At 70.4% G+C, this 21,936-nt stretch carries 14 protein-coding genes; 8 read left to right on the top strand and 6 right to left on the bottom strand.

The window, feature by feature from the left end:
* The first annotated feature begins 312 nt into the window (after positions 1-312).
* Complete coding sequence (gene fusA / locus CP983_RS07520; protein WP_150499033.1) at positions 313-2,361, top strand: elongation factor G; 2,049 nt, start codon at positions 313-315, stop codon at positions 2,359-2,361.
* 296 nt (positions 2,362-2,657) lie between these two features.
* Positions 2,658-5,255 carry a rifamycin-inactivating phosphotransferase gene (gene rph, locus CP983_RS07515; RefSeq protein ID WP_150499032.1) on the top strand — a complete coding sequence of 866 codons (2,598 nt, stop codon included), beginning with the start codon at positions 2,658-2,660 and terminating at the stop codon, positions 5,253-5,255.
* A gap of 75 nt (positions 5,256-5,330) precedes the next feature.
* Here the strand turns inward: rph and CP983_RS07510 are convergent, their stop codons facing one another.
* Complete coding sequence (locus tag CP983_RS07510; RefSeq protein WP_150499031.1) at positions 5,331-7,139, bottom strand: coagulation factor 5/8 type domain-containing protein; 1,809 nt, start codon at positions 7,137-7,139, stop codon at positions 5,331-5,333.
* A 206-nt stretch (positions 7,140-7,345) separates the two neighbouring features.
* Between CP983_RS07510 and CP983_RS07505 the strand changes: the two genes are divergently transcribed.
* The 5 genes from CP983_RS07505 (at position 7,346) to CP983_RS07485 (ending at position 13,916) form a co-directional block, all read left to right on the top strand.
* Positions 7,346-8,665: an ABC transporter substrate-binding protein gene (locus CP983_RS07505; RefSeq protein WP_125527640.1), complete on the top strand. Its 1,320-nt coding sequence runs from the start codon at positions 7,346-7,348 to the stop codon at positions 8,663-8,665.
* A 5-nt stretch (positions 8,666-8,670) separates the two neighbouring features.
* Positions 8,671-9,660 carry a carbohydrate ABC transporter permease gene (locus tag CP983_RS07500; protein ID WP_150499030.1) on the top strand — a complete coding sequence of 330 codons (990 nt, stop codon included), beginning with the start codon at positions 8,671-8,673 and terminating at the stop codon, positions 9,658-9,660.
* Positions 9,661-9,667: 7 nt separating this feature from the next.
* A complete protein-coding gene (locus tag CP983_RS07495) occupies positions 9,668-10,507 on the top strand; it encodes a carbohydrate ABC transporter permease (protein WP_107908098.1) in 840 nt (279 codons plus the stop codon).
* Between the two features lie 29 nt (positions 10,508-10,536).
* Positions 10,537-11,901, top strand: coding sequence for a GH1 family beta-glucosidase (locus CP983_RS07490; RefSeq protein WP_150499029.1), 1,365 nt, complete (start codon positions 10,537-10,539; stop codon positions 11,899-11,901).
* Positions 11,902-12,041: 140 nt separating this feature from the next.
* The gene (locus CP983_RS07485; RefSeq protein ID WP_150499028.1) at positions 12,042-13,916 is read left to right on the top strand and encodes a discoidin domain-containing protein; all 1,875 of its coding nucleotides are present in this window, start codon (positions 12,042-12,044) and stop codon (positions 13,914-13,916) included.
* A 55-nt stretch (positions 13,917-13,971) separates the two neighbouring features.
* Here CP983_RS07485 and CP983_RS07480 read toward each other — a convergent pair whose 3' ends face one another.
* Genes CP983_RS07480 through CP983_RS07460 form a run of 5 tightly spaced genes read right to left on the bottom strand, consistent with a single transcriptional unit; the run spans position 13,972 to position 21,312 of the window.
* On the bottom strand, positions 13,972-16,794 hold the full coding sequence (locus CP983_RS07480) for a DUF5682 family protein (protein ID WP_150499027.1): 2,823 nt from the start codon (positions 16,792-16,794) through the stop codon (positions 13,972-13,974).
* Positions 16,791-17,915, bottom strand: a complete 1,125-nt coding sequence (locus tag CP983_RS07475) for an ATP-binding protein (RefSeq protein WP_150499026.1) — start codon at positions 17,913-17,915, stop codon at positions 16,791-16,793. Before CP983_RS07475 ends, CP983_RS07480 begins: the two co-directional genes overlap by 4 nt.
* A 57-nt stretch (positions 17,916-17,972) precedes the next feature.
* Positions 17,973-19,400, bottom strand: a complete 1,428-nt coding sequence (locus CP983_RS07470; protein ID WP_150499025.1) for a vWA domain-containing protein — start codon at positions 19,398-19,400, stop codon at positions 17,973-17,975.
* Entirely contained in the window at positions 19,397-20,791 is a 1,395-nt protein-coding gene (locus CP983_RS07465; RefSeq protein WP_150499024.1) for a hypothetical protein, read from the bottom strand. Before CP983_RS07465 ends, CP983_RS07470 begins: the two co-directional genes overlap by 4 nt.
* Positions 20,791-21,312 carry a hypothetical protein gene (locus tag CP983_RS07460; protein WP_150499023.1) on the bottom strand — a complete coding sequence of 174 codons (522 nt, stop codon included), beginning with the start codon at positions 21,310-21,312 and terminating at the stop codon, positions 20,791-20,793. The genes CP983_RS07465 and CP983_RS07460 overlap by 1 nt, the downstream gene beginning before the upstream one ends.
* Before the next feature lie 209 nt (positions 21,313-21,521).
* Between CP983_RS07460 and CP983_RS07455 the strand changes: the two genes are divergently transcribed.
* Positions 21,522-21,920 (top strand): EVE domain-containing protein, encoded by a 399-nt coding sequence (locus CP983_RS07455; protein ID WP_125527648.1) that lies wholly within the window; start codon positions 21,522-21,524, stop codon positions 21,918-21,920.
* Positions 21,921-21,936: the final 16 nt, after the last annotated feature.

Genomic DNA, 21,936 nt, shown 5'->3' with positions numbered 1-21,936 from the left:
TCCCTACACTCACCACGACATCGTGACCAGTGAGGGGAGCCCGGCCGTGCGTGAACACATCGCTGTCGCCGCTCCCCGTTCCCGGTCCTTCCGGTCCGAGGTGATCCTGGTGTCTTCGTCCTCCCGGTGCCCGCTGCGCGGCCGGCACCGGATGCCCGTGACGAACTTCTGACAGCGCCCGAGCACCACGACCACCCCGCCCCGGCCCATTGCCGACGGGCGGCAGGTCCCGCTCGCGTGCGCCCACGCACCGTCGTCCGGGAATCGCGCTGACCCCTTTCCGTTTCCGGAACATCCGAAAGGCCAAGGGCCGTGCGCACCAACCGAAACAGCCTCGCCGTCGTCCGCAATCTCGGCATCCTCGCCCACGTCGACGCGGGCAAGACCACCGTCACCGAGCGGATCCTGTACGCCACCGGCACCACGCACAAGCGCGGCGAGGTCCACGACGGCACCACCGTCACCGACTTCGACCCGCAGGAGCGCGACCGGGGCATCACCATCTTCGCCGCGGCCGTGAGCTGCGCCTGGGACGGTCACCGCATCAACCTCATCGACACCCCCGGCCACGTCGACTTCGCCGACGAGGTCGAGCGTGCGCTGCGGGTACTGGACGGCGCGGTAGCCGTGTTCGACGCCGTCGCCGGCGTCGAGCCGCAGAGCGAGTCCGTGTGGCGGCAGGCGGACCGCCACGGCGTGCCGAGGATCGCCTTCGTCAACAAGCTGGACCGCGCCGGTGCGGACCTCGACCGGGCCGTGGAGTCGATCAGGGAACGGCTGCATCCGACGCCGCTGGTCGTCCAGTTGCCCATCGGCACGGAGGACGGCTTCCGCGGCGTCGTGGACCTCGTACGGATGCGGGCGCTGGTCTGGGCCGACGGCGCCGACACCTTCGTAGAAGAGGAAGTGCCGGGAAAGCTGCGCGAGGAGGCGCGGCGGCGTCGGCGGTTGCTGGAGGAGGCCGTCGCCGAACTGCACGCGGGTGCGCTGGAGGAGTTCTGCGCACGGTCGACGGTCTCGCCCGAGACGCTGGTCGGTGCTCTGCGTGAGCTGACCCGCACGGGCGAGGGCGTGGTCGTGCTGTGCGGCTCGGCCTACCGCAACCGCGGTGTCGAGCCGTTGCTCGACGCGGTCGTGGCGTATCTGCCGTCGCCGCTCGACGTGCCTGCCGTACGCGGTGTGCACGACGGTGCCGACGTGGAGCGGCCCGCCGACCCGGCGGCGCCGTTCGCGGGGCTGGCGTTCAAGGTGAGCGCGACCCCGACCGGCCGGCTGACCTACCTGCGGGTGTACTCGGGATGGATCGCGAAGGGAGACACGGTGCTGGACGCGGGTGCGGGGCGCACCGAGCGGATCGGGCGCATCCTCAGGGTGCAGGCCGACCGCCACGCCCAGGTGGACGTGGCCCTGGCCGGGGACATCGTGGCCGTGGTCGGTCTGAAGTCGGCTCGCGCGGGCTCCACGCTCTGCGCGCCGGGCGCGCCGCTCGTCCTCGAACCGCCCGGTGTGGCAGAGCCGGTGGTGTCGGTCGCGGTCGAGACCCGCAGGTCCACAGAGACCGACCGGCTGGCCTCCGCGCTGGCCCGGCTGGCGGAGGAGGACCCGTCGCTGGTCGTACGGACCGACGCGGAGACCGAGCAGACGCTGCTGTCCGGGATGGGAGAACTGCATCTGGAGGTCGCGGTGGAGAAGATCCGGCGGGAGGCCGGGCTGGACGTCAACGTCGGCCGCCCCAGGGTGTCGTACCGCGAGACCGTGGGACGGGGCGTGTCCGGCTTCGTGTTCCGGCACGTCAAACAGGATGGCGGCGCGGGTCAGTTCGCGCATGTCGTGCTCGACGTCGAGCCCCTGGAGACAGGGGCCGGCTTCGAGTTCCGCTCGGCCGTCGTCGGCGGTCGGGTGCCGCAGGAGTACGTCCGTGCCGTGGAGGCCGGGTGCCGGGACGCCCTCGGTGAGGGCCCGCTCGGCGGTCACCCGGTGACCGGGCTGCGCGTCACCCTCACGGACGGGGCGACCCATGTGAAGGACTCCTCCGACACCGCCTTCCGCACGGCCGGCCGCTTCGGCCTGCGCGACGCCCTGCGCTCCTGCGCGATGGTCCTGCTGGAGCCGGTCGTCGAGGTCACGGTCACCGTGCCGGACGACGCCGTCGGCAGCGTGCTCGGCGATCTGGCGGCCCGCCGCGGGCGGGTCTCCGGCTCGGTCACCCGGGCGGGCGCGACGGTCGTCACGGCGACCGTGCCGCTGGCCGAACTCTTCGGCTACGCGACCCGGTTGCGCAGCCGGACCCAGGGCCGTGGCACGTTCACGGCCCGGCCGACGGGCTATGCGCCGGCACCGGTGACGGCACCGGCCCGGTGATCGACGGGGGCGGCCCCACTCGTACGCGGGTGGGGCCGTACTCGTGCGCGGCCCCTGGCGGACGGCAAAAGAAAGGGCAAGGAGAACTCTCTCCCTGCCACTCTCAACGTATAGCGCACAGGGGGGCTTGCCACAAGGGCCGGGTCAAGGCGCACAATCGTCGGCCGATGCCGCGATCCGGCATCGGAAGTGCGGATGAGGCCATGCCCGACAAAGGGTTCGACAGACTTGGAGGCGCCGGTGATCACGTCGGCCATCGCGGCACGACGGACCACGGCAGCCCCGGAAGGATCGCGTTGACTGAGCAGTACGTGTTGGGTCTTCAGGAGATCGACGAGACGCAGGTCGCCGTCGTCGGCGGCAAGGGTGCGCAGCTGGGCGGGCTGTCGCGGATCGACGGCATCAGCGTGCCGGGCGGCTTCTGCGTGACGACGGCCGCCTTCAGGCGGGTCATGGCGGAGGTGCCGTCGATCGACGAGCTGCTCGATCGGCTGTCGCGCGCGGACCCGGACGACCGGGAGACGATCCGGACCCTCAGCGCGCGCATCCGCCGGGCCGTCGAAGAGACCGCCGTCCCGGACGACCTCGCGGCGGCGATCACCCGCGCGGTCAGCGGTCTCGGTGAGGACGTCGCCTGCGCCGTCCGGTCCAGCGCCACGGCGGAGGACCTGCCGACGGCCTCCTTCGCCGGCCAGCAGGACACGTACCTCAACGTGGTCGGGCCGGAGGCGATCCTCCGGCACGTCAGCCGGTGCTGGGCCTCGCTGTTCACCGAGCGGGCCGTGATCTACCGGGAGCGCAGCGGCATCGACCACCGCACGGTCCACATGGCCGTGGTCGTGCAGCGGATGGTCCTCCCGGACGCGTCCGGCATCCTGTTTACGGCCGACCCCGTCACGGGCAACCGCAAGGTCGCCACCGTGGACGCGGGCTTCGGCCTGGGTGAGGCCCTGGTCTCCGGCCTGGTGAACCCGGACGTCTACAAGGTGCGGGACGACGAGATCGTCGCCAGGACGATCGCCGCCAAACAGCGTGCCGTGCACGCCCTGCCGGCCGGCGGCACGCGCGAGGTGACGGTCGACTCGCAGCGGCAGGAGCAGCCCGCGCTGACGGACGCGCAGGTCGTGCGGCTGGTGCGGCTCGGGCGCCGGATCGAGGCGCACTTCGGCCGCCCGCAGGACATCGAATGGTGCCTGGCCGACGACGGCTTCCAGATCGTGCAGAGCCGCCCGATCACCACGCTGTTCCCGGTGCCCGGGAGCGGCGACCAGGAGAATCACGTCTACGTCTCCGTCGGCCACGGGCAGATGATGACCGACCCCATGAAGCCCCTGGGGCACTCCATGTGGCGGCTGACGGCCATGGTGCCGATGCACGAGGCGGGCGGCAGACTGTTCGTCGACGTCACCCGGCGCCTGGCCGCGCCCACGAGCCGCGCCGGCCTCCTGGACGTCCTGGGGAAGGGCGATCCGCTGATCAGGGACGCGCTGGAGACCGTCCTCGACCGCGACGGCTTCGTCCCGACGCTCCCGGACGCCGGCCCCGGCGGGCCCCCGGCAGGCGGCCCGCCCGCCCCGCTCGAGACCGACCCGGCCGTGGTCACCCGGCTGATCGAGCGGAGCGAGACGTCCGTCGCCGCCCTGGAGCGCGACATCCGGACGAAGTCCGGACCGGAGCTCTTCGACTTCCTGGTGGAGGCCTTCGAGGAGCACAAGCGGGTCCTCAGCGACCCGTTGAGCATCCAGGCGATCATGGCGGGGATGGAAGCCACATGGTGGCTCAACGACAAACTGCTGGAGTGGCTGGGCGAGAAGAACGCCGCCGACACCCTCACGCTGTCCGCCCCCGGCAACATCACCTCCGAGATGGGGCTCGCGCTCCTCGACGTCGCTGACGTGATCCGCCCGCACCCGGAGTTGGTGACGTTCCTTCAGGGCGTCGAGGACGACGGCTTCCTCGACGAGCTGGCGAAGCTCCCCGGCGGGGCCGAGGCGCGCGACGCCATCGAGGCCTACCTCGACCGGTACGGCATGCGCTGCGTCGGCGAGATCGACATCACGAGGCCACGGTGGAGCGAGCGTCCCACGACGCTCGTGCCCGTGATCCTCGACAACGTCAGGAACTTCGGGCCGGGCGCCGCCGAGTTGCGTTTCGAGCAGGGGCGGCGGAGGGCGCAGGAGAAGGAACAGGACGTGCTGTCCCGCCTGCGCGCCCTGCCGGACGGTGAGCAGAAGGCCGACGAGACCAAGCGGATGATCGACCGGGTCCGCACCTTCATCGGGTATCGCGAGTATCCGAAGTACGGGATCATCAGCCGCTACTTCGCCTACAAGCAGGCCCTGCTGAAGGAGGCCGGGAGCCTCGCGCGGGCCGGTGTGCTCACGCGTACGGAGGACGCCTTCTACCTCACGTTCCAGGAACTCCGCGACGCCGTGAGCTCCCGTCAGGTGGACGACCGGCTGATCCGGGAACGCAAGGACGCGTTCCGCTCGTACCACGCGCTCACCCCGCCCCGCGTGCTCACCTCGGAAGGCGACGCCCTCACCGGGGCGTACCGGCGCGACGACGTCCCGGCCGGCGCACTGGTCGGTCTGCCGGTCTCCGCCGGGACCGTCGAGGGCAGGGCCCGCGTCGTCCTCGACATGGCCGACGCCGACCTCGAAGCGGGCGACATCCTGGTCACGGCCTTCACGGACCCCAGCTGGTCGCCGCTGTTCGTCGGCATCGCGGGCCTGGTGACGGAGGTCGGCGGCCTGATGACCCATGGTGCGGTGATCGCCCGCGAGTACGGCCTGCCCGCCGTCGTGGGCGTGGAGCAGGCCACCCGGCTGATCCGTGACGGGCAGCGGATCCGCGTGCACGGAACCGACGGGTACGTCGAGATCCTGCCCTGACCCGGTGCCCCGCAGCAGCTCTCCCCGGAGCGTCCTTCCGGGGAGAGCGGCTCGTCACCGGAGTACGGCCGTACCTCAGGGATACGACACCACGGTCGACGGCACCGTCGAGGTCCCCGACGTCGGCGACCCCGTGTCGTTGATCACGCACTCGTACTGTCCCTGGCCGCCGAGCGACACGACGAGCAGGTTGTGGAAGCGCACCCCGGACCGCACGGGAGCGGCGAAGCCGTGGTGCTGGACGATCGACGGATTGACGTTGTAGTAGCAGTAGCTGCCCAGTCCCCAGCCCTCGTGCGTCGTCACGCCGTCGCCGACCTTGTAGGCGGCGTAGCCCTTGATGGAGCCGTTCTGGATGGCGGCCTGGTTCGGGGCGTCGTACGCCTTCTCGTTCTGGAAGAAGATCGTGCGGCCGCGCTGGCCGTTCCACTGGACGTCGTACTTGTTGAAGTGCTCCACGAACAGGCCGGTCGCGAGCACGTCGTCGCCGTTGACGACCACGCCGTAGTCGGCGCGGTTGGTCTCCCAGCCGACGCCCTCGCCGTGGTCGGCGCGCCACACCCAGGTGTGGTCGACGATGGTGTGCCGGCTGTTGATCACCATGCTGGTGGTGGCCTTGCCGGCGCCGGCGCCGCCGATGCGCACGAACACGTCTTGGACGGTGGTCGGGTTGGCGGAGTGGTCCCGGGAGGCGCCCCGCGGCCCGATCTCCAGCAGTGTCGCGGAGTTGACCGGTCCGGCGTCGACCAGGAATCCGGCCAGGCGGACCCCGTCGACGTCGGCGACCTGTACGGCCGTGGCGCCGCCGTCGGGGATGAGGGTCGCGTAGCCGAGGCCGAGGACCACGGTGCCCGCGCGGTTGACCTGGATCGGCCGGTCGAGGTGGTAGATGCCGGGGGTGAGCAGCAGATGCAGCCCCTCCGCGAGCGCCTGGTTCAGGGTGGCAGCCGAGACGCCGGGCCGGGCGACGTAGAACTGCGACAGCGGCAGCGAGGTGCCTCTCGGGGTGCCGTTGCCCCAGGTCACGCCGCGGGCGTTGGTCCGCTTCTCCGGGAGGAAGACCCGGTAGTCGTTGCCCTGGAGGTACAGGAACGGCTTCTCGCGCGAGATCGGAGTGGTGCCGAGCGTGGTGTACGGCGGGTTGGGGAAGCTCTGCGCCGGTGCACCCTCGACGCCCGAGAACACCATGTTCCACACGCCGTTGAGCCAGCTGCCGATCGCGCTGTCGCGGGTGTACCACTGCTGCTGCGAGTACGGTCCGACCTGGCCGTCGATGCGGCTGTCCGCGATGTAGCCGCCGCTCGCCCAGCCGTAGCCGTCGGGGGAGAGGTTGAGGCCGCCGCGGACGTGCATCCGGCGGAAGGGGGCCGCCTGCGCGACCGCCCACCGGTTGGTGCCGTTGACCGGGACCAGGGCCAGGTTCTCCGCCGAGCGCCAGAAGTTCTGCGTCGCGTTGCCGTTGAACCAGCCGGCGTCGACCGTGACGTCGCCGTTGATGGTGGTGTCGTCGGGGGACAGGCCGAGGCCCGCGATGGAGGTGTAGAAGCCGAGCTGGGCGTTGAGGCCGTTGTAGGTGCCGGGCTTGAACAGCAGCGCGTAGCGGCCGGTGCCGAACTGCGCGGACTCCTGCTGGCGGAACACCTGGTCGAGCCGGGCCTGGATGCCGGGGGTCGACGGGTCGAAGACGATGACGTTCGGGCCGAGGTCGCCGCCGCCGGGCAGGGCGCGCGGCTTCTTGCGAGCGGACGCGGACGCGGCCGGGGACGGCGCCGCGGCGGCCGGCGTGGCCACGCCGAGCACGGCCGGGGTGGCCACGGCAGCGGCGCCCAGCAGCGTGCGACGGCCGATCGAGGGTGGCCGGGAATCCGGGGAGGAAGCAGACATGGGCGGCTCTCCTTGTTCAGGAAATGAACATGGTGGGGTGTGGGAGCGCTCTCTCGCCGCTGAATGGTTCATCTGTAAAACGATGGAGTCAAGACTTTGGACCAGACTCCGGCGACTGCGTCAAAAGCCTTGACGCGGGCTCTTCTTAGGGCTTAACTCACGCTCTAAATTAAGCAGCAGTACTCCCGGAAGGGACACCTGGAGCCATGCGCACAACGCGAGCCGCGGCCGTAGCTGCCGTCACCATGTCTCTCGCCCTGGCCGCAACGGCCTGCGGAGGCGGTTCGTCCACCGATGGTGGAGGGTCGAACGACTCACCCAAGACCCTCACCTACTGGGCCTCCAATCAGGGCGCCAGCATCGAGGTGGACAAGAAGGTCCTCCAGCCCGAGCTCGACAAGTTCGAGAAGGAGACGGGCATCGAGGTGAAGCTGGAGGTCGTGCCCTGGTCGGACCTGCTCAACCGGATCCTGACCGCGACCACCTCCGGCCAGGGCCCCGACGTGCTCAACATCGGCAACACCTGGAGCGCCTCCCTCCAGGCCACGGGAGCGCTGCTGCCGTGGAACGCCGAGAACTTTGGCAAGATCGGCGGCAAGGACCGGTTCGTCGACTCCGCGCTCGGCTCGACCGGCGCCGAGGGCAAGGACCCGGCCGCGGTCCCGCTGTACTCGATGTCGTACGCGCTCTACTACAACAAGAAGCTGTTCGCCGACGCGGGCATCTCCAAGCCGCCGGCCACCTGGGAGGAGCTGGTCGCCGACGGCAAGAAGCTGTCCAAGGGCGGCAAGTGGGGCCTGGGCGTGGAGGGCTCGAACCCCTCGGAGAACATCCACCACGCCGTCGTCTTCGCCAAGCAGCACGGCGCCGACTTCTTCACGGCCGACGGCAAGCCCGACTTCACCTCCGACAAGGCCGTCGAAGGCGTCAAGCAGTTCGTCGACCTGATGGCCAAGGACAAGATCATCGCGCCCGGCAACGCCGAGTACGCGCAGAACCAGTCCGTCAGCGACTTCGCCAAGGGCAAGACGGCGATGCTGCTGTGGCAGTCCGCCTCCGCCAACCTCAAGTCGCAGGGCATGAGCGAGGACGCCTACGGCATCGCGCCGGTGCCGGTGCAGTCCGGCACCCCGGGCTCCGGCACCAGCGTCAACTCCATGGTCATGGGCATCAACCTGGCCGTCTTCAAGAACACCGACAACCTCGACGGTGCCACGAAGTTCGTGAAGTTCATGACCAGCGACGACGAGCAGAAGATCCTCAACGAGGCCTACAGCTCGATCCCGCCGGTCAAGGGCGCGCAGTCGGACGAGTCCTTCAACACCCCCGCGAACGCGGTCCTGAAGGACACCCTCGCGCAGAGCGCCATCGCGGCACCGCAGGTCGCCGACGAGTCCCAGTTCGAGACGGCCGTCGGTACGGCCATCAAGGAGCTGTGGGCCGACGCCGCCGCCGGACGCCCGGTGACCACGGACTCGGTGAAGGCGGCGCTGGAGAAGGCCCAGCAGCAGATGCCGACGAAGTGAGCACGATGACGACCACGGTTCCCGCCAAGGCCGAGGTGCGTCAGAGTTCCCCCGGGACGGCGGACGGCCCCCGCCGCCGTCCCGGGCGGATCCGCCGCATCGGCCTGCCTTATCTGCTGCTTCTGCCCGCTCTGCTCCTGGAACTCCTCGTTCATCTGGTGCCGATGGTGATCGGCGTCCTGATGAGCTTCAAGGAGCTCACGCAGTTCTACATCCGTGACTGGACCACGGCGCCCTGGAACGGCATCGACAACTACCGGATGTCGGTGGACTTCAACGCCCCCGTCGGGGAGGCGCTGCTCCACTCGTTCCTGGTCACGCTCGCCTTCACCCTGCTGTCCGTCGGCCTGTGCTGGCTGATCGGCACGGCCGCGGCGATCTACATGCAGGACAACTTCCGCGGCCGGGGTCTGCTGCGCGCCCTGTTCCTGGTGCCGTACGCGCTGCCCGTCTACACGGCCGTGATCACCTGGGTGTTCATGTTCCAGCACGACAACGGCCTGGTGAACCACGTCCTGCACGACCAGCTCGGCATCACCGACAAGCCTTCCTTCTGGCTGATCGGCGACAACAGCTTCATCGCGCTGCTGACGGTGTCGGTGTGGAAGGGCTGGCCGTTCGCCTTCCTCATCGTCATGGCCGGCCTCCAGAACATCCCGAAGGAGCTGTACGAGGCCGCGGCCCTCGACGGCGCCGGCATGTGGCAGCAGATCCGCCGCATCACCCTGCCGTCGCTGAGCCCGGTCAACCAGGTCCTCGTCCTGGTGCTGTTCCTGTGGACGTTCAACGACTTCAACACGCCGTACGTCCTGTTCGGCAAGACCGCGCCGCAGGCCGGGGACCTCATCTCGGTGCACATCTATCAAGCCAGCTTCGTCACCTGGAACTTCGGCGCCGGCTCCGCGATGAGCGTGCTCCTGCTGCTGTTCCTGCTCGTGGTGACGGGCGTGTACCTCGTCGCCACCTCGCGCGGACGGAGGACCAAGCATGCATAACTCGCCCATGGCGCCGCCGCGTTCCTTCCTGTGGTCCCGGCGGATCTTCCTCACCCTGCTCACCGGCTTCGTCCTGGTCCCCGTCTATGTGATGGTCTCCAGCTCGCTCAAGCCGCTGGCGGACGTCTCGGGCCAGTTCCGTTGGCTGCCCAGCGGTCTGACGATCCGCCCGTACATCGACATCTGGTCGACGGTGCCGCTCGCGAGGTACTTCGTGAACTCGCTGATCGTGGCGGGCGCGGCGACGGTGTGCTCGGTGGTGATCGCGGTGTTCGCCGCGTACGCCGTCAGCCGCTACAACTTCCGCGGCAAGCGCGTCTTCACGGTCACCGTCCTGTCCACGCAGATGTTCCCGGGTATCCTCTTCCTGCTGCCGCTGTTCCTCATCTACGTCAACATCGGCAACGCCACCGGCATCGCCCTGTTCGGCTCGCGCGGCGGCCTGATCCTGACGTATCTGACCTTCTCGCTGCCGTTCTCGATCTGGATGCTGATCGGGTACTTCGACTCGGTGCCGCGCGATCTGGACGAGGCGGCACTGGTCGACGGCTGCGGACCGCTCGGCGCGCTGTTCCGGGTGGTCGTGCCGGCCGCGATCCCCGGCATCGTCGCGGTCGCCGTCTACGCCTTCATGACCGCCTGGGGCGAAGTGCTCTTCGCGTCCGTCATGACCAACGACACCACCCGCACCCTCGCCGTCGGCCTCCAGGGCTACTCCACGCTCAACGACGTGTACTGGAACCAGATCATGGCCGCCTCGCTCGTCGTCAGCGTGCCCGTGGTGGCGGGCTTCCTGCTGCTCCAGCGCTATCTGGTCGCCGGCCTGACCGCGGGCGCCGTCAAGTGATCCACACCCCCCGTTCCGAGAGGATTTCTGTGTCCGACCGCATCGACCTCGCCGCACTCCCGAACGACTTCCTGTGGGGCACCGCCACAGCGGCGTACCAGATCGAGGGAGCCGTGTCGGAGGACGGCCGTTCCCCGTCGATCTGGGACACCTTCTCGCACACTGCCGGAAAGATCGACAACGACGACAACGGCGACGTCGCCTGCGACCACTACCACCGCTGGCGCGAGGACATCGGCCTGATGCGCCGGCTCGGCACCAACGCCTACCGGTTGTCGGTGGCCTGGCCGCGCGTCGTGCCGGGCGGGGACGGCCCGGTGAACGCCAAGGGCCTCGCCTTCTACGACGAGTTGGTCGACGGTCTGCTGGAGGCGGGCATCGCCCCCTCCGTCACCCTCTACCACTGGGATCTGCCGCAGGCGCTGCAGGACCGGGGCGGCTGGCCCGAGCGGGCGACCGCCGAGCACTTCGCCGAGTACGCCTCCGTGGTCGCCGCCCGGCTCGGCGACCGGGTCACCCAGTTCGCCACCCTGAACGAGCCCTCCTGCTCGGCCTGGATCGGCCACCTGGAGGGCAAGATGGCGCCCGGTCTGACCGACCTCACGGCCGCCGTCCGCGCCTCCTACCACCTCCTCCTCGGCCACGGCCTCGCGACGCAGGCGATCCGTGCCGCCGCGCCCGGCGCCGAGGTCGGCATCGTCAACAACCTGTCGACGGTGTACGCGGCGGGCGACCGCCCCGAGGACGAGGCCGCCGCCCGCCGCCAGGACGGCCACGTCAACCGCTGGTGGCTCGACCCGGTGCACGGCCGCGGCTTCCCGGCCGACATGGTCGAGACGTACGGCGTCGAACTCCCCGAGCGGGCCGGTGACCTGGAGACGATCGCGGCCCCGCTGGACTGGCTCGGCCTGAACTACTACTTCCCGGCCCACGTCGTCGACGACCCGGAGGGCCCCGCGCCCTACGCCCGCGCGGTCCGCCGCCCGGACGTGCCGCGCACCGGCATGGACTGGGAGATCGACGCGAGCGGCATCGAGACGCTGCTGCTGCGGCTGACCGAGGAGTACGGGCCGCGGAAGATCTACGTCACCGAGAACGGCTCCGCCTTCCCGGACGTCGTACGCCCCGACGGCACGGTCGACGACCCCGAGCGCCAGGACTACCTGATCCGGCACCTGGCGGCCTGTGCCTCCGCCGCCCGCAAGGGCGCCCCGCTGGCCGGGTACTACGCCTGGTCGCTGCTCGACAACTTCGAGTGGGCGTACGGCTACGCCAAGCGCTTCGGCCTGGTCCACGTCGACTACGAGACCCAGGTCCGCACGATCAAGGGCACCGGTCACCGGTACGCGGACATCGTCCGCGAGCACGGGGCGGGGGCGAAGCGGGCGGCCTGACCCGACCGCGGTGGGCGTGGGAGCCGGAGCCCACGCCCACCGCATCCACCCCCTCGGACTGTCATGCGCACCAGCGACCGGCACTGATCTGTCATGCGTTCTGTCATGTACACAACATCATCGACGCTCAGGAGAGCCGCATGCCGACCCGCATCCCCCGTACCCTCCTGGCCGCCCTCGCGACGGCGGCCCTGCTGTCCTCGGGCACTGCCCTCGGCGCACCGGCGTCCGCGGCGGCCGCCGCCGTCGCCTGGGACACCGACCGTGCGAACACCGCCTACGCCGCGAACCCGAACGCCGTCACCGCGTCCGGCAGCGAGAACGGCGCCACCGGCCCAGGCCTCGCCTTCGACGGCAACGGCGCCAGCCGCTGGTCCAGCGACTTCGCCGACGACGCCTGGATCCGCGTCGACCTCGGCGCCACGATCCGGGTCGACCGGGTGGTCCTCGACTGGGAGGCCGCCTACGGCAAGAGATACGTCCTGGAGGTCTCGAAGAACGGCACGGACTGGACCCCCTTCTACACGGAGACCGCCGGCACCGGCGGCTCGGTCACCGCGCACACCTACCCGCAGGAGGTGACCGGCCGCTACGTCCGCATGCGCGGCGTCGAACGCGCCACGCCCTGGGGCTACTCGCTGTACTCCTTCAAGGTCTACGGCGGCGAACCGGCCCCGGCGTCGACCACCCGCACCAACCTCGCCCTGAACCACCCGGCGTACTCCGACTTCTACCAGCACGCGGGCAACTCACCGGCGTTCGTCACCGACGGCGGCCGGCCGGCGGACCTCAAGGCCGACGCGAGCCGCTGGTCCAGCGACTGGAACGCGAACCGCTGGATCTCGGTGGACCTGGGCACCACGTCCACGATCTCCTCCATGGACCTGTACTGGGAGGCCGCCTACGCGGTCGACTACCAGCTCCAGGTCTCCGACGACAACCGCACCTGGCGCACGGTGTACCAGCCCTCGGCGGCCGACGTCGCCGCCCGCCGGGCGAACGTGAAGTCCCCGGCGGAGGCGGTGGGCGTGCACGACACGATCACCCTTCCCTCGCCCGCGACCGGCCGCTACGTCCGCATGCTCGGCAAGGAACGCCGCAGCTTCTACAACCCGGCCCCCGCCACAGCCCAGTTCGGCTACTCCCTCTACGAGTTCGAGGTCTGGGGCACGGGCGGCAGCGCCGCGGCGGCCTACCCCGCGCTCCCGGCCGAACAGCCGGGGACGTACCGGACCACGTTCTTCGACGACTTCACCGGCGGGGCGCTCGACCGCGGCAAGTGGCGCGTGGTGCGCACCGGCACCGAGATGGGCTCGGTCAACGGCGAGTCGCAGGCGTACGTCGACTCCGCCGACAACATCCGCACGGAGAACGGTGCGCTGGTCCTGCGGGCGAAGTACTGCAAGGGCTGCACACAGGCAGGCGGCGGCACCTACGACTTCACGTCGGGCCGCATCGACACGAACACCAAGTTCGACTTCACGTACGGCAGGGTCAGCGCCCGTATGAAGCTCCCGGTCGGCGACGGCTTCTGGCCCGCCTTCTGGCTGCTCGGCAGCAACGTCGACGACCCCTCGGTCTCCTGGCCCGCGTCCGGCGAGACCGACATCATGGAGAACGTCGGGTACCGCGACTGGACCAGCACCGCCCTGCACGGCCCCGGATACTCGGCCGACGGCAACATCGGCGCCCGCCAGATCTTCCCGAACGGCGGCACCGTCGACCAGTGGCACACCTACTCCGTCGAGTGGACCCCGACGGGCATGCGCTTCTACGTCGACGACCGCCTCGTCCAGGAGACGACCCGCAACAAGCTGGAGTCGACGCGGGGGAAGTGGGTCTTCGACCACAACCAGTACGTGATCCTGAACCTGGCCCTGGGCGGCGCCTATCCCGCCGGCTGGAACCAGGTGACGACCCCCTACTGGGGCCTGCCGCAGTCGAGCGTGGACCGGATCGCGGGCGGGGGAGTGCAGGCCGAGGTTGACTGGGTGCGGGTGGAGCAGAAGGGCTGACCCGTCCTCGGCAGATGGCCCGGCCCGGGCATTCCGGGCCGGGCCACCGCCTGACTCATCCGCCGGCGAGCAGGGACTCCAGGGCGTCCGCCGTCGCCGGATGACGGGCCGTGAGCACGGCCCCGCCCGACGGGTTCGGCCCGGCCGCGGTCCCTGCCCATACGCCGTCGCAGCCGAGCAGTTCCGCCACCGCGTCGCAGGTCGCCGGGTGCTTCGTGAGGAGCGTGGGGCCGCGGTGGACGTCGGGTGCGGGCTTCGGCCGTGCCGCGGCGAACGGATCCGTCTGCGGCATCCGCCACGGCGGTACCCACGTGTCCAGTGCCGCCAGCCGGCCCGGGAAGATGCGACCGGCCTCGCGGATCAGCAGGGGAGCGAGGTCGGACGCGCCGGAGCGCAGGGTGGTGATCAGGAGCGGCAGCCACGGCAGCAGCACCGTGTCCGGCAGCCGCCCGAACGCGTTCGACACCGCCTCCACGACCACGTCCGCCAGCCCCGGCACGGGCTCCAGCGCGTGTACGAAGCCGCTCAGGTAGCGCGGATAGGCGGGCACGACCAGCGGATTGTCCAGCAGTTCGGCACACCGCGCCCGCAGCTCGGCCCGGGACAGCGTGCCGAGCTGCACCTGTGCCGCCCACAGCAGTGCCGTCTTCGACGGCTCGTCGGGGTGCGACTGGGCCACCGCCAGCTCCAGCTGGGCCCGGTCGCAGCCCAGCGACAGGGCCAGGCTCTCCATGCTGAACAGGAAGCCGAGCATCGCCGCGACCTGCCCGACCGTCGCGTCCTCGTCCCGGAACGCCGTCGGCAGCAGCGTGCAGTAGTGGGCGTAGCCCGTCTTGACGAAGGACTCGATCCACGACGGCAGCACCGGCTCGCTGGTGCGGTAGTACGCCAGCAGCGCCCGCACCCTTCGCAGCACCTCCGGCGCGCCGTCCACGCTCCGCTCGGTGGCGAGCACCTTCAGCGCGTGCGTGCCCAACTCGTCGGAGAGACGGCGGCTGCGCAGGTACAGGGTCGCGTCCTCGACCGCGGCCAGCACCGTCGCCGTCGTCGCCTGCGCCCCGTACGCGTCGCGCCGCAGCCGCTGCTCCAGGACCTGCTCAAGGCTGACACCCTCGTAGCCCAGCTCGATCAGTGCCCGCTGATGCGTGCCGAGCGCCAGGTCCCAGGACTCCTGGATCGACCGCTCACCGAGCCCCCGCTCACCCATGATCGGCCGTGCCGCACCCTGCGGCAGCAGCCGCCGCAGCATCCACAACACGTCCGAACACGCCTGGAGTTCCGGCCGGGACGCCATGTCCAGCAGTGCCCGGCGCACCCCGCGCTGCTCGAGCTTCAGCTCCAGCGGTGCGAGCCGGTCGTACACATCGCGTGCCAGCGGCGGCAGCGAGTCGTAGCCGACCTGGCCGATCCGGTCGCCGCCCATCATGATCTCGACGAGACGCCGCACGTCCCGCCGCCCCGGCACGCTGTCCTTCTCGATGCAGGTGACCGCCGCGTCCTGGAAGTCGTACGGCGTCGGCTTGGCTCGGTCCCGCATGCCGGCGAGCAGGATCGACGTCTCGAAGACGGCGATGGCGTCGGCGGTGGACGCCAGATAGCCGTTGCGCCGGGCCGCGCGCACGATGTCGACCGACCAGCCGAGCAGTTCGGCCTCGTCCAGACCGTCGAGCACGGGCGGTCTGCGCAGGAAGCCGGTCAGCTTGTCCGCGGCGACCGTGGACTGAGGTGCCACGGCGACGGCGGGGAGTGCCGTCTTCTTCCCGGACTTCTTCGTCCCCGCCTGGCCCTCCAGCCGGAACGGCTTCACCCGGGTCCGCTTCAGGGTCTTCGCCCACTCCGTCGCCGCGATCGACACCGAGCCCGCGGCGAGCCCGAACTGAGCCTCGATCGCCGCGTGACTGGACGGGATCAGCCCGTACTGCCAGGTGGTGGCCGTACGAGGGGAGATCGTGAAGGTGTCCGAGGCGCCGTGGACACCGAACTCCTCGACACGGCTGGCCGCATGGAACGCGCCGCACACGTAAAGGCAGTCCTCCGGGTCCGTGCCGGTGGCCGTCAGGTGCTCGCGCATACGGGTCCACATGTACCGCTCGCGGTCCTCGTCCACCCGGACTCGGGACCCCTCGCCGGGGGCGAGCCGCCGAAACAGGGTGCCGATGAGGAACATGACCTGGCGGTAGGTGTCGTGATCGCTGTCCCCGAGCGGGACTTCGACGTACTGGTGCCACCACTCCGACCAGTGCCGCACCTTCCCGTGGCGGAGCAGATGCTCCTCCAACTCGGCGAAGCGCGGCCGCAGGTCGCCGATCTCGACGCCTACGGCCTCGCCGTGCAGCGCGGCCTCGGCCTCTTCCGGGGGCGTGGCCCCCTCCTGGTCCTGGGCGTGCTCGCCTCTTCTGTCCCACTGGAAGACGTGGTCCGAGGACCGGTCGACGAGCACCAGCTCGACGCCCGGGGTGTCCAGGGCGTACGCGATCGCCTGGTACTCGGCGGACGCCTCCGTGACCGGCGCCACAACCGACAGCGGGGCCCAGTCGGCCGGGAATCCGTCGACGTCGCCGGCGAACGCCTGCACCGCCACCGGCAGCCGGCAGTTGCGCAGCTCGGTCAGGAGCGGCGCCATGTCCTCGCACAGCTCCAGGTACACCACCTTGGGCTGCTTCTCGCGCAGCCGACGGGCCATGGCGAGAGCCGAGGCGGGGGAGTGGTGACAGACGGGGAAGATCTCCAGCGGCTCGCGCACCGCGCGGTCGACGTCGTCGACCATGCCGAGGAGGATGCCCTCAAGGGCGTCGGGCCCGCCCGCGAACGTGGCCGCGGCCTCCTGCAGTTGGCCGCGGAGCGCGCCGAACGACGTGCTCTCCCGGGGCCCGCTCATGACAGGGTGGCGATCGCGTCACGGCCGCCTTCGAGGAACTCGGGCCAGGAGCCGCCCTCCTCCTTGCTGCGCGGCTCGACGACACCGTGCAGGTACTTGTTGAGGATGGCCAGGTCCTCGGGCTCACGCCGGGTGAGGGAGCCGACGAGGGACGAGGCCAGGGTGCGGGCGGTCAGGGCCCGCTCACCGAAGAAGTTGCTGTGCAGGACGGCGTCCTCCAGCACACCGATCTGCTCGGCCGTCGACAGCGCGGACTCCAGCTTCTCGTCGTCGCTGCCGGCCGCCGCGGCGGACGCACGCAGGTCGGCGAAGCTCTGGAGCAGCACATCGAGGAGGGTCGGCGGCACGTCGAGGTCGATCGAGTGCCGGCGCAGCAGTTCCTCGGTGCGGAAGCGGACGATCTCCGCCTCGCTCTTCTTGTTCGTCACGACCGGGATGCGGACGAAGTTGAACCGGCGCTTCAGCGCGGACGACAGGTCGTTGACGCCCCGGTCGCGGCTGTTGGCGGTGGCGATGATCGAGAAGCCGGGCTTGGCGAAGACGATGTTGTCGTCACCGCCGCCGCTCTCCAGCTCGGGGACGGAGATGTACTTCTCGGAGAGGATCGAGATCAGCGCGTCCTGGACGTCGCTCGTCGACCGGGTCAGCTCCTCGAAGCGGCCGATCGAACCGCCCTCCATCGCGGTCATGATCGGCGAGGGGATCATCGACTCCCGTGACTGGCCCTTGGCGATGACCATCGACACGTTCCACGAGTACTTGATGTGGTCCTCGGTGGTCCCGGCCGTGCCCTGCACCACCAGCGTGGAGTTGCGGCTGATCGCGGCGGACAGCAGTTCGGCCAGCCAGCTCTTGCCCGTGCCGGGGTCACCGATGAGCAGCAGACCGCGGTCGGAGGCGAGGGTGACGATGGACCGCTCGACGAAGCTGCGGTCGCCGAACCACTTCTGCGACACCTCGCGGTCCAGTCCGTCGGCACGCTCGGAGCCGAGGACGAACAGGCGGACCATCTTCGGGGAGAGCCGCCACGAGAACGGCTTGGGACCGTCGTCGATCGACTCCAGCCAGTCGAGCTCCTCGGCGTACTTGATCTCGGCAGGGGCGCGCAGCAGGTCTGACATGTGGGAAAGCCTTCCGTACAAGGGGATCACAACGAGACGTGGACGTACGCCGGTTGATCAGGTGAGAAACGTCTTGAGCTCGTGCACGAGCTTCTTGATGTGGCCGGAGATCACCGGCGTACCGAGGTCCTTGAACTTCTCCCGGAACCACGGGTTGACGCTGCCGCGCCCGGAGCTGGTCACCGAACCCACCGGGATGAACTTCGCCCCCGAGCGGTGGACGGCGGCCATGCTCTCGAACAGCTCGTCCGTGCGCCATTCGTAGAAGTCGGAGATCCACACCACGACGGTGTTGCGCGGCTCGGCGATCTTCGGCTGGGCGAGCGCCATGGCGACGGTGCCGTCGGTGCCGCCGCCGAGCTTGGTCCGCAGCAGCGTCTCGAACGGGTCGTGCGCCCAGGGCGTCAGGTCCAGCGCCTGGGTGTCGTACGCGATGAGGTGGACGTCGACCTTCGGCAGCCCGGCGAAGATGGACGCCAGGATGGTGCAGTTGACCATCGAGTCGACCATCGAACCCGACTGGTCCACGACCACGATGAGCCGCTGGGGTGTCGTCTTGCGGCTGGTGTGCCGGTAGTAGAGCCGGTCGACGTAGAGCCGCTCGCCCTCCGGATCCCAGTTGGTGAGGTTCTTCCAGATGGTCCGGTCAAGGTCGAGGTTGCGGAAGACCCGCTTGGGCGGGACGGACCGGTCGATGTCACCGACCGTGGCCTTCTCCACCTGGGTGCGCAGCACCTGGGCGACCTCGTCGACGTAACGGCGGATCAGCGACTTGGCGTTGGCGAGGGCGACACCGGAGAGGTTGTCCTTGTCGCGCAGCAACTGCTCGATCAGGGACATGCTCGGTGTCAGCTGCGAGGCCAGCGCGGGATCGGCCAGCACCTCGCGCAGATGCATGCGCTTGACGAGACCGGCCTCGAGGGCACCGAGCTCCGGCCCGATCTCGGGGATCAGACGGCTCAGGTCGGGCGTGGGTCCGCCGAAACCGGTACCGGTCGGGCTGACGCCCGGCCCGCCTCCCGCACCGCCGGCACCGCCACGTCCGCCGCGCAGGTCGCCGGGCCGGCAGCCCAGCGCCCGCTCCAGCCATCCCGCGTCGGACTGCCAGCGCGCCAGCTGCTCGGCGGTGACGGTGCCGGAGCCGGTCGCGAAGACGTTCAGCAGCACCTTCGACACGAGCGCCGCGCGTCGCACCTCGGCGGCCCGGTCACGCCCACCGTCCTCGTCGTCCGGCTCGGGTGCCATCAGTCCGTCGAACTCGGCGGCCAGCTCCGGATGCCGCTGCACGACGGAGTCGACGGACGCCCCCGGGTCGAGCAGCGCGGACGGCAGACCGATGTCCTCGACCACGGCGAGACTCGCCGACTCCAGGCCGGCCTGCTCCTCGGGGTCGAACAGCCGGGCCAGCAGCCGCCAGTACAGCACCTGCCGCCGGTTCTCCTCAGCATCGGGCGCGGGGGCCTCTTCGATGATCTGCTCGCTCATTTCCGCAGCAGCCTCCCCGCCCGCTCGCGCAGCACGTTGACGGCGTCGGTGGCGGCCTTCTCGGCCCGTACACCGGCCTTGTCGGTCGTACCTCCGGCCCAGGCCCCGGCATGCACCGCGACGGACTTCTTCCGCACGGTCCGCTCGACGGCGAGCGGCTGGAGAAGGAACTCCCCGGCGTCCCAGCGGAGCAGCCCGACACACGCGGCGGACGAGGCGACCACCTCGGGGGTGAGCGGACCTGCGGCCGGAACCCGGTCGGTGTCGACGGCGAGACGCTGCCCCGCGACCTGGAACGCCACCCCGTCCTCGCCCTCCTCCACGGCATACCCCTCCAGCAGGACGGGCACGGCGATACGCGCCGGATGCCGGTCGAGCGGCGCTGTCGGGAAGGCGGCAGCGGTGGGCAGCGCCACCCGCGCGGTGGCGAACACCTCGGCGGGCTCACCCGTCCGGGCCCGGGCGTCGTCCCAGATCAGGTCGCCCTCACCGGTGACGGGCATCGCGTCGAGCTCCATCGCCCGCCCCTCGCTCACCGCGGCCAGCAGGGACATGCGCGGCCGCAACAGCTGCCACAGCCCGGCACCGACGACAGTGTCCGGCTTGGGCGCGGACACCGAGGCCCGCACCAGCCGCGGTGTGCCGCCGTCCGCCGGTTCGAACACGGCATGAACCTGTGCCTGTACGGCGGTGGCGTGCTCCTGCACGTCGACACCGAGCGGCAGCAGACGGCCCGTCGCCTCGGTGACGCCGGGAGCGGAGGCCCCAGCTCCGGGCACCGTCAGCAGCATGGCGCGCGACCACAGGTCGGCCCAGCGCCGCACCGGGACACGCTCCAGGGTCGCTCCGGGGCAGGACGCGGCCAGCTCGGCGGCGAAACCGTCCAGCAGCGTGGCCAGGCGGCGCAGGGCGGCGTCGGGCAGCATCGCGGACACGACGGGCACCGCCCCGCCGACGAGTTCATGGTCGATGCCCTGCCATCCGGCCCGGGCGACGTCGCACAGCCAACTGCGCGCCGCGGTCAGCAGATTGACCGCGTCCTTCGCATCACCGGCCACAGCGGCGCGCTGTTCGTCCCGAGGCCGCCCGACCGCCTCCTCGACGCGCAGGACGAGCGCATCGTGCACGGAGCCGAGCAGGGCGGTGCGGGCGGCGGCGAGCGCGACGAAGTGATCCTCGCCGGCGGCCCCCGCAGCGGTCTTCTCGGCGGCCTCGGCGACCCGCGCCGCCAGCGGCGAGCCCGAGACGGCCTCGGCGAGTGCGGCCAGCCCGTGGGCCTGGGCGGGCTGCGGACGCAGTAGACCGGCGACCAGCACTTCGTCGAAACCGTCCACGGCGGCAAGGGCCTCGTCGAGCCCGTCGACGGCGTCGGTCAGCAGATCGGCACGCATCAGGCCACCGCCCCCGTCGTGGGGAACCACTGCATCTCGGGCAACGGAGCGGTACTCGGAGCGAGTTCGAGATAGGCCAGATGCCGCAGGAACCGGCTGAACACCTGAGCCGCGGCCGAACTGTCCCCCTGCCCCGGCTGAACCGCGGTCATCGCATCGGTGAGGGAGCCCGCATCGGCGGACGCGCCACCGGCGACCTCGACCTTCAGATACCGGCCCACGCGCTCGACGCCGTACTGAAGCACCGCCTCACTGATCAGCGCACGTATGTGGTTGCAGAACCATCCGCGCGCCCCGCCGCAGGGGCGGTTGTTGTTGGTGCTGCACGCGAACGCGTACGTCGCGGCCTCGACCGACGACACATACACCCGTCCGATGTCCGACCCACTGGACACCACACCCTGCAACCGCCCGTCGGCCAGCTCCACGAAGGGCACCTTCGCGAGCTTCCTCGGGCGCGCGGACGGCACGACCCGCGCCGTACTCGACTTCTCCCACACCGACAACGCACCATCTCCCATGCATGCGAAAGGGGACGTCAACGCCAGAGCGGCGCAACGGGATCAAGCTATCGGCACCCACTGACAACGCCCCCGACACGGGACGGCGGCCACGGACCGACCGACGGGTCCCAGAAAAATGTGTATGCCTGGAGATCGTGGCCTGGCACGATGAGGCACCGCACCATGCGCCTTGCCGCGGGCCCAGGGCCCTGACCGAAGGGGATCCCATGGCGGACTGGATCTACATCCTCAATCCGCGCAAGGACTCGTTGGACGGGGAGCCGTCCGACAAGGAGACGATGCTGCAAGTGGCGGAGGAGGAGCCGGAACTGGAGCTCTGGCTCAGCCGTCGCTACCGGATGCAGCCCGGCGACCGCCTCTGGTTCTTCTTCGCCCAGCCGGAGTCGGCGGTCGCCGCGGTGGCCGAGGTCGACGAGGAACCCCGGGCGGACGACGAGGACCCCGACGTTCCCTACCTGGTCGCCGTGACCATGATCGCCGAGGCGACGAAGGCGCTGTACCGGGAGCCGGTGAGCCGCGAGGAACTCGGCCTGGGCCAGGTGCGGTCGGTACAGAAAGTCAAGCCGGAGGCGCTGCCGGTGCTGCTGGCACGGGCGGGGCTGTGAGACAGCCGGGATGAAC

Origin of the sequence: Streptomyces chartreusis, from assembly GCF_008704715.1 — a bacterium.
Lineage (GTDB): Bacteria > Actinomycetota > Actinomycetes > Streptomycetales > Streptomycetaceae > Streptomyces > Streptomyces chartreusis.
This window is presented reverse-complemented; position numbering and strand designations above follow the sequence as displayed.

Coding starts and splice junctions, on each gene's coding strand:
- CP983_RS07510 (WP_150499031.1), bottom strand. CDS start 7,139: ATGTCTGCTTCCTCCCCGGATTCCCGGCCACCCTCGATCGGCCGTCGC.
- CP983_RS07505 (WP_125527640.1), top strand. CDS start 7,346: ATGCGCACAACGCGAGCCGCGGCCGTAGCTGCCGTCACCATGTCTCTC.
- CP983_RS07500 (WP_150499030.1), top strand. CDS start 8,671: ATGACGACCACGGTTCCCGCCAAGGCCGAGGTGCGTCAGAGTTCCCCC.
- CP983_RS07495 (WP_107908098.1), top strand. CDS start 9,668: ATGGCGCCGCCGCGTTCCTTCCTGTGGTCCCGGCGGATCTTCCTCACC.
- CP983_RS07485 (WP_150499028.1), top strand. CDS start 12,042: ATGCCGACCCGCATCCCCCGTACCCTCCTGGCCGCCCTCGCGACGGCG.
- CP983_RS07480 (WP_150499027.1), bottom strand. CDS start 16,794: ATGAGCGGGCCCCGGGAGAGCACGTCGTTCGGCGCGCTCCGCGGCCAA.
- CP983_RS07475 (WP_150499026.1), bottom strand. CDS start 17,915: ATGTCAGACCTGCTGCGCGCCCCTGCCGAGATCAAGTACGCCGAGGAG.
- CP983_RS07470 (WP_150499025.1), bottom strand. CDS start 19,400: ATGAGCGAGCAGATCATCGAAGAGGCCCCCGCGCCCGATGCTGAGGAG.
- CP983_RS07465 (WP_150499024.1), bottom strand. CDS start 20,791: ATGCGTGCCGATCTGCTGACCGACGCCGTCGACGGGCTCGACGAGGCC.
- CP983_RS07460 (WP_150499023.1), bottom strand. CDS start 21,312: ATGGGAGATGGTGCGTTGTCGGTGTGGGAGAAGTCGAGTACGGCGCGG.
- CP983_RS07455 (WP_125527648.1), top strand. CDS start 21,522: ATGGCGGACTGGATCTACATCCTCAATCCGCGCAAGGACTCGTTGGAC.